Here is a 6,195-nt window from a genome sequence, read left to right on the forward strand (position 1 = left end):
AGATGTGTATAAGAGACAGGCTCAGGGCTGAGATGCGTACCGCGTGGCGCGTCCTATCCACGCACCGCGATCTGCGGCTGGTGATGTCCGCCGGGCTCGTCTCGGCCTGCGGCGACTGGATTCTGCTGATCGGGCTGCTCTACCGGGTGTACGCGATGACCGGCTCGACCGTCGCGTCCGCGCTCACCCTCCTGTCGGCCGGAGTGCCGCAGGTGCTGCTCGGCCCGGTCGCCGGTGTGCTGGCCGACCGATGGGACCGCAAGAAGGCCATGATCTACACCGACGGGCTGCTCGCGGTCGGGCTGCTCCCGCTGCTGGCCGTGCATCGGCCGTCAGACCTCTGGATCGTGTGCCTCGTCCTCGTCTGGGAGGGCGCGGTCCAACAGTTCTTCACCCCGTCGCAGCAGGCGATGATTCCCCGGCTCGTGGCGGATGACCGGCTCGTCACCGCCAACGCGCTCAGCGGGCAGATCGGCGCCGTGGCCCGGCTGACCGGGTCCGCTCTCGGCGGCGTGCTGGCCGCGCTCGGCGGCCTGAGCGCGGTGACGCTCGCCGACGCCGCCAGTTTCGCGATCTCCGCGCTCCTGCTGGTCCCGATCCGCGCCGACGGCCGCCCGGCGCGTACGGTGCCGACCGGTCGGCGGCTGAACGTCCTGCTGACGGACCTGCGAGCCGGGTCGCGGCTGATCGCGCACGACCGGACGCTACGGGCACTGATGCTTTTCGCGCTGGCCACGAGCGTGGGCGAAGGCGTGTTCGCCACGCTGATCACCCCGTTCGTCGAACACACCCTGCACGGCACCAGCCGACAGTTCGGCCTGTTCGCAGCGGCGCAGGCGGTAGGCGGAATCGTCGGCGGCCTCTTGGCCGCGGGAGCGAGCCACCGCATGCCGGCGGCCCGCTTGCTCGGCTACGGGGCGCTCGCCTTCGGCGCGACGGACCTGGCGATCTTCCTCTACCCCCTCGGCTACGTCGCCCTGTGGCCCGCCGTCGTCGGCATGATCCTCGTCGGCGTGCCCGGCGCACTGGGCGCCGCGGGCATGACGGCACTGCTCCAGCGCGGCGTCCAGGACGCCTACCGAGGCCGGCTGTTCGGAACGCTCGGCGCCATCCAGGGCGCGGCAGTTTTGGTGGGCACGCTCGCCGCCGGCTGGCTCAGCCGGCCCCTCGGCATCATCCCGGTGATCTCGATCCAGGGCGCGATCTGGCTGGCAGCCGGACTCGCCGCGCTCCGCTGGCTCCCCGCAGCCGACCGCCGAACGCCTGACCGGATCCCGTCATCCTCGGTTAGGACGCCGCCGGACCCGGCAGTGTCCTGTTTCCCCGAGGTGAGCTGACTCAGGCCCCTTCGTCGGCGCTCGACGCGGGTCTGCCCCTAGAGTCCGAGCTTCGTGGCCACCGTGTCGAGCGTCGGCCACGGAGGGCCCTCGCGCAGCAGGCGCAGGAGTCCCTTGCCGAACAGCATCCCGTTCGGAAACTGGTCGCTGACGTCCCAACGCCACGCCGCGACCATCGCGAGAACGAGCTCGCGGCACTCGTCCAGCAGTTCTCGGTCGATGTTCGGGTAGTGCTCGCAGACCTCCTCGGTGACATGGGCGAGATCGAACTCGACGGGTCCACGGCAGCACGTCTCGAGGTCGATGAACAACGGGCCGTTCTTCGTGCTGAGCACGTTGCCCGGATGCGGCTCGCCGTGAAGCAGCTGCTCCACCGCGCCGCGCTCCTCGATCGCCTGTCGCAGGCTGCTCAGCCTGCCGCCGAGGAACACGCGGTCCGCCTCGGCGAGTTCCGGCGAGAGATCGGGGTTGGCAACGATCTCCTGCGCCTCCGCGATGCGATCCGTGAACCGCGGACTCGGCACGTCGACCTCGCGCATGCCCGCGTGCAACTGCTCCAGCGCCTTGGCGTAGTCGGCCGGCGAGACCTGAGGCGTCACGGGCTCGTAGTACGTCCACAGCGTCACCACGAAGCCATCGCTCGTGTACGCACGCGGCTCCACCCGAGGCTCCAAAGCGGCCACCGGCCATCCGGCCCCGGTAAGCCGCTCGGCGAGCTCGACTTCGAACTGTGCGACCTCCTGCCCCACCGGCGCGACCCGGGCGAAGACGTCGCACGGCGTCAGCCGCAGCGCCAGCTTGTTCGAGTTGTGTAGGACGATCGCGTCGTCGGCGGACAGATTGAGCGATGCGGCGATCGAAGTCGCAGCCGCGACCGCACGTTTGACGTCGGATATCTCCACCCGCGAATCCTGACAGAGATGAGCGGGGGTGGCGCGGGATTATCGGCACCGACCGCGGCCGGCCGTGGTCGTCGGCGCCGCCGGCCTGCGGCGGAACACGAAGGCTCAGTCGCCGAGCCTCGCCTCGACGGCATCGAGGTCGCGAACGGCGAACCGATGATGCTCCCACTCCTCCTCGAGAATCACGTGCAGACACGAGCGGACGGTTTCCGGGTGCTGCGGGTTGTGCGGGTTCTGACGCGCGGCGGCCAGCTCCTGCGGTGTCACCGTGGCCAGGAAATCACGCACCAGCGCCACCCGGTCGGCCCGGGCCTGGAGCACCTCGGCGTAGGTCGGCGTGTCAGCGGTGAAGACCGACAAGTCGAAGCCCTCGCCGCTGCCGACGTCCATCAGCCCGAGAGGATGGAACGGCTGCTCGAGCTCCCGGATCGCCCGACCCAGCCATATGTCCGTGGCCAGCACCAGGTGCCGGAGCGTCTGCGCGAACGACCACTCTCCGTCGACCGAGACGTCCACGGCGCCGGCCGGCAGCGCCGCAGCACGTTCGAGCGTGGCCGCCCAAGTGCGCTCGAGCGCGGCCCAGGCTGCCCGCAGGCCGTCGGGATCCTTGGCCCGCCGCTCGGCCCGGCCGGGGAAGCGCCGGTTGAGTTCGGTATCGACGAAAGGCGCCACGTCGACGCCGTTGACCAGGAGCACGGTCCCGTCCTCGAAGAGCCACGGGGCGTCGATGTCCGCCCCTGCGATGTCGACCCCGCGCATCACCACACCGGAGAGATCGGACTCGCTGAACCGGGCGCCCCTGAGGTTCACGCCACGGAATTCAGCTTTCCGCAGGTCGTCGGACTGACTGAAGGTCGCCATGAACTCCTCCTGGTCGAGTGTGGCCACGACTCGGAGCATACGACTGCCCACCGACAGTCTCGGCGAGCTCACCAGGGCACGACGCCCGCGTCATCGAAGAACTGGCCGGTCGGGCCGTCGTCGGGCAGGGTCGCGAGCTTGATGGCGATCGCCGCGCCCTGCGCGGGGGTGCGCAGGCCGCGGAAGCCGTTGAGATCGGTCGCGACGTAGCCGGGGCAGCCGACGTTGATCAGGATGTTCGTGCCGCTCAGTTCCCGAACGAACTGGAGGGTGACGGCGTTCAGGAACGTCTTCGACGGCGCGTAAGCCACGGCCAACGGGCCCGCCGTCTGCTCGGCAGCGGGTCCTGACTGCCGGGTGAGGGAGCCGACGCTGCTGGACATGTTCACGATCCGTGGTGAGGCGGAGCGGCGCAGCAGCGGCAGCATCGCGTTGGTGACGCGGATGACTCCGATGACGTTGGTCTCCACGACCGTTCGGATGGTGGCGGGGTCGACGCGGGTGGGCTCCTGCGGCATCTCGCCGCTGATGGCGGCGTTGTTGACGAGCACGTCGAGGCGCCCGGCCTGATCCTCGATCAGCCGTGCGGCGGCGGTCGCGCTCGAGTCGTCGGTCACGTCCAGCGGTACGCCGAAGGCGTCGACGCCGGCCGCGCGCAGTCGCTCCACCGCGTCCTTACGGCGCTGATCGTCGCGGGCGCCGACGCCGACACTCCAGCCGAGGGCGCCGAGGCCCGCGGCGATCTCGTAGCCGATTCCCTTGTTCGCGCCGGTGACCAGCGCAATCGTTCGTTCGCTCATAAGGACCATGCTGCCCGTGGACTCAGGGAGGTGTCCAAGACCGATCGGGTGGGCGACGATACCGTCAGGGTATGGATTCGGGGTACCGTGGCCGGATGGAGACCAGGGAACTGCGTTACTTCGTCGCCGTCGCCGAAGAGCTGCACTTCGGGCGCGCCGCGCAGCGGCTCGGGATCGCGCAGCCGCCGCTGTCCCGGGCGATCCAGCAGCTCGAACGCCGACTCGGTGCGGTACTGCTGGACCGGACCAGCCGCACCGTCACGCTGACCGAGGCCGGCTCGGTGCTGCTGACCGAGGGCCGCGCGGCCCTCGACGCGGTTGCCGCCGCCGAGCGCCGCACCCGCCGCGCCGCCCTCTGCGCGACCGGCCGTCCCGGCCTCGTCCTGGTCACCAAAGCCAACGCGTCCAGCGAACTGCTGGCGAAACTCCTCGACGCGTACGCCGCCGAACCCGTCGCGGTCCCCGTCGACGTCATCCTGTGCGGCCCGGCCGAGCAGGAACGCCTCCTGCACGAGGGCCGGGCCGACGTGGCGCTGCTACACCGACCCTTCGACTCGACGGCCGGGCTCCACACCGAAGACCTCAGCACGGAGGGCCAAGTGGCAGTCCTGCCGGCCGGACATCCGCTCACCGCTCGGACCCATGTACACATGGAAGACATCACCGGACTGCCGGGCCTGCCCCTGCCACGCTGGCCCAACCCCGACGGCACCTACCCACCCGGCCCCGGCCCGCAGGTCCGCGACCACGCGCAGTTGCTGCAACTCGTCGCACTCGGCCGGGCCTGTGCGGTCTCACCGGAGTCCTGCCGCGCCCAACTACACGGCGACCTCGCCGCCGTGCCCGTACTCGACGCGCCGAAAGTCACCACGGTGATCGCCTGGCCACCGCACAGCCGATCCAAAGCCGTCGCCGACCTCGTCCGAACCGCGACCCGGTTCCGGTAGCCCGCCGACGCCGTGGTCAGGTCCCGAAGCACGTGTTCCGGCGCATTCGTCCGGGTCTGGACCTGATCCGCCGTCAGTGTTCTCCAGGCTTTGACACACTCCGGGGGTCGGGTGATACTGGCGCTGTGCCTGTCGCTCATTTGTTCGAAGAACGGCCGGTAGACCCCACCGGTCGCCGCGCCGCGTTGGCGGCCGCGGTCGAGCGGCTGGCCACCCGGACGCACCATGTCCGCCCGCTCACTTCGGGCCAGGACCCGGCGGCCACCCCGTCGGACGACCTCCTGTCGGACGACGGTGCTCCCGACGCCCCGGATTCGAGCTTCGTCGCAGGCCAAAGCGCTATTGCGCTCCCCGCGTCTTTGGCTGCGGTGCCCGCTGACGCGCCGGTCGCACCCACTGCTCTTACCCCCATCGTCCGCCCTGTTCCCTCCATGCCTCACGCCTCGTCCACCGACTCCACTTCCCCCACCTCTTTCGCTTCTTCCGACGGCCGCGATCCGATCGCCCTGCTCGAGCCTCTGGCCGCGCTCGTCCCCGGCGGGGTTCGCCGCGGTGAGGCGCTGTCGCTGGCCGGGGCGCGTCACCCAGGTGGCGCAATCGGTGAAGGTGGCGCTGTGACGGTCGACTACCTCGCCCTCGCGCTGCTGGCCGGTGCGCTGCGGCAGGGCCTTTGGTGCGCGGCGGTGGGCGCGAGAGCGCTGGGCGGTGCGGCGTTGGCCGGGCTGCTCGGCGCCCACGCGGTGCGGGCCGGAGCCCTGCAGCGGCTGCTGGTGGTGCCGGAGCCGGGCGAGCGCTGGGCGGAGGTGTCCGCAGTGTTGGCCGACGGGGTCGACCTGGTGCTGCTCAGTCCGCCCGGAGCGGTCTCACCCCAGGTGGCCCGAAGAGTGGATGCCCGGCTGCGGCAAGGCGCCACGGCGGGGGAGCGGCACCGCGCCGCCCTGCTCGTCCTCGGCCCCTGGCCGAGCGCCCGCGCGGTGTTGCGGGTGGACCGCCTCGGCTGGAGCGGCCTCGGCACCGGCACCGGCCATCTGCTCGCCGGCGAAGCGGTCGTGACCGCCGAGGACCGCACTAGACGTGTGCGTACTGCCCGGGTCTGGCTTCCGGCCGACGAAGGTGGCCTCGCCCCCGCGTCCGCCGAGTCGATATCCGCCCCGGCCGCCGCGTCCGCCGATCTGGACTGGTCTCCGAGCCGGACGCGTCGGCTCACGGCAGTGGCCTGACCCGGCCACCGGCCCGAAGCCGGCGGATGGCGGGTTGGCGGGTTGGCGGGTTGGCGGGAGCGGCGGGATGGCGGGAGCGGCGTAGGTCTGCGGTGAAGGTGAAGCCGCGCCGGTTCACGGCGCAGCAG

6 protein-coding genes are annotated in these 6,195 nt (G+C 71.2%); 3 read left to right on the plus strand and 3 right to left on the minus strand.

Features of this window, described 5'->3' with window-relative positions:
* On the plus strand, positions 1–1,337 hold a 1,337-nt coding region (locus KDL01_RS47120; protein ID WP_212533611.1), incomplete at its 5' end, for an MFS transporter.
* A gap of 38 nt (positions 1,338–1,375) precedes the next feature.
* Here KDL01_RS47120 and KDL01_RS38245 read toward each other — a convergent pair.
* From KDL01_RS38245 to KDL01_RS38255, 3 genes are all read right to left on the minus strand, one after another.
* On the minus strand, positions 1,376–2,239 hold the full coding sequence (locus tag KDL01_RS38245; RefSeq protein WP_212533612.1) for a phosphotransferase family protein: 864 nt from the start codon (positions 2,237–2,239) through the stop codon (positions 1,376–1,378).
* A gap of 105 nt (positions 2,240–2,344) precedes the next feature.
* On the minus strand, positions 2,345–3,100 hold the full coding sequence (locus tag KDL01_RS38250) for a DinB family protein (protein WP_246577573.1): 756 nt from the start codon (positions 3,098–3,100) through the stop codon (positions 2,345–2,347).
* Between the two features lie 68 nt (positions 3,101–3,168).
* Entirely contained in the window at positions 3,169–3,900 is a 732-nt protein-coding gene (locus KDL01_RS38255) for an SDR family oxidoreductase (RefSeq protein ID WP_212533614.1), read from the minus strand.
* A 95-nt stretch (positions 3,901–3,995) separates the two neighbouring features.
* Between KDL01_RS38255 and KDL01_RS44955 the strand changes: the two genes are divergently transcribed.
* Together KDL01_RS44955 and imuA' are read left to right on the plus strand one after the other, a co-directional pair.
* Complete coding sequence (locus KDL01_RS44955) at positions 3,996–4,847, plus strand: LysR family transcriptional regulator (protein ID WP_212533615.1); 852 nt, start codon at positions 3,996–3,998, stop codon at positions 4,845–4,847.
* A gap of 431 nt (positions 4,848–5,278) precedes the next feature.
* Positions 5,279–6,067 (plus strand): DnaE2-dependent mutagenesis accessory factor ImuA', encoded by a 789-nt coding sequence (gene imuA', locus KDL01_RS38265; RefSeq protein WP_498038003.1) that lies wholly within the window; start codon positions 5,279–5,281, stop codon positions 6,065–6,067.
* Positions 6,068–6,195 lie beyond the last annotated feature (128 nt).

The sequence above is a fragment of the Actinospica durhamensis genome, assembly GCF_018139695.1.
In the GTDB taxonomy this organism is placed as follows: domain Bacteria; phylum Actinomycetota; class Actinomycetes; order Streptomycetales; family Catenulisporaceae; genus Actinospica; species Actinospica durhamensis.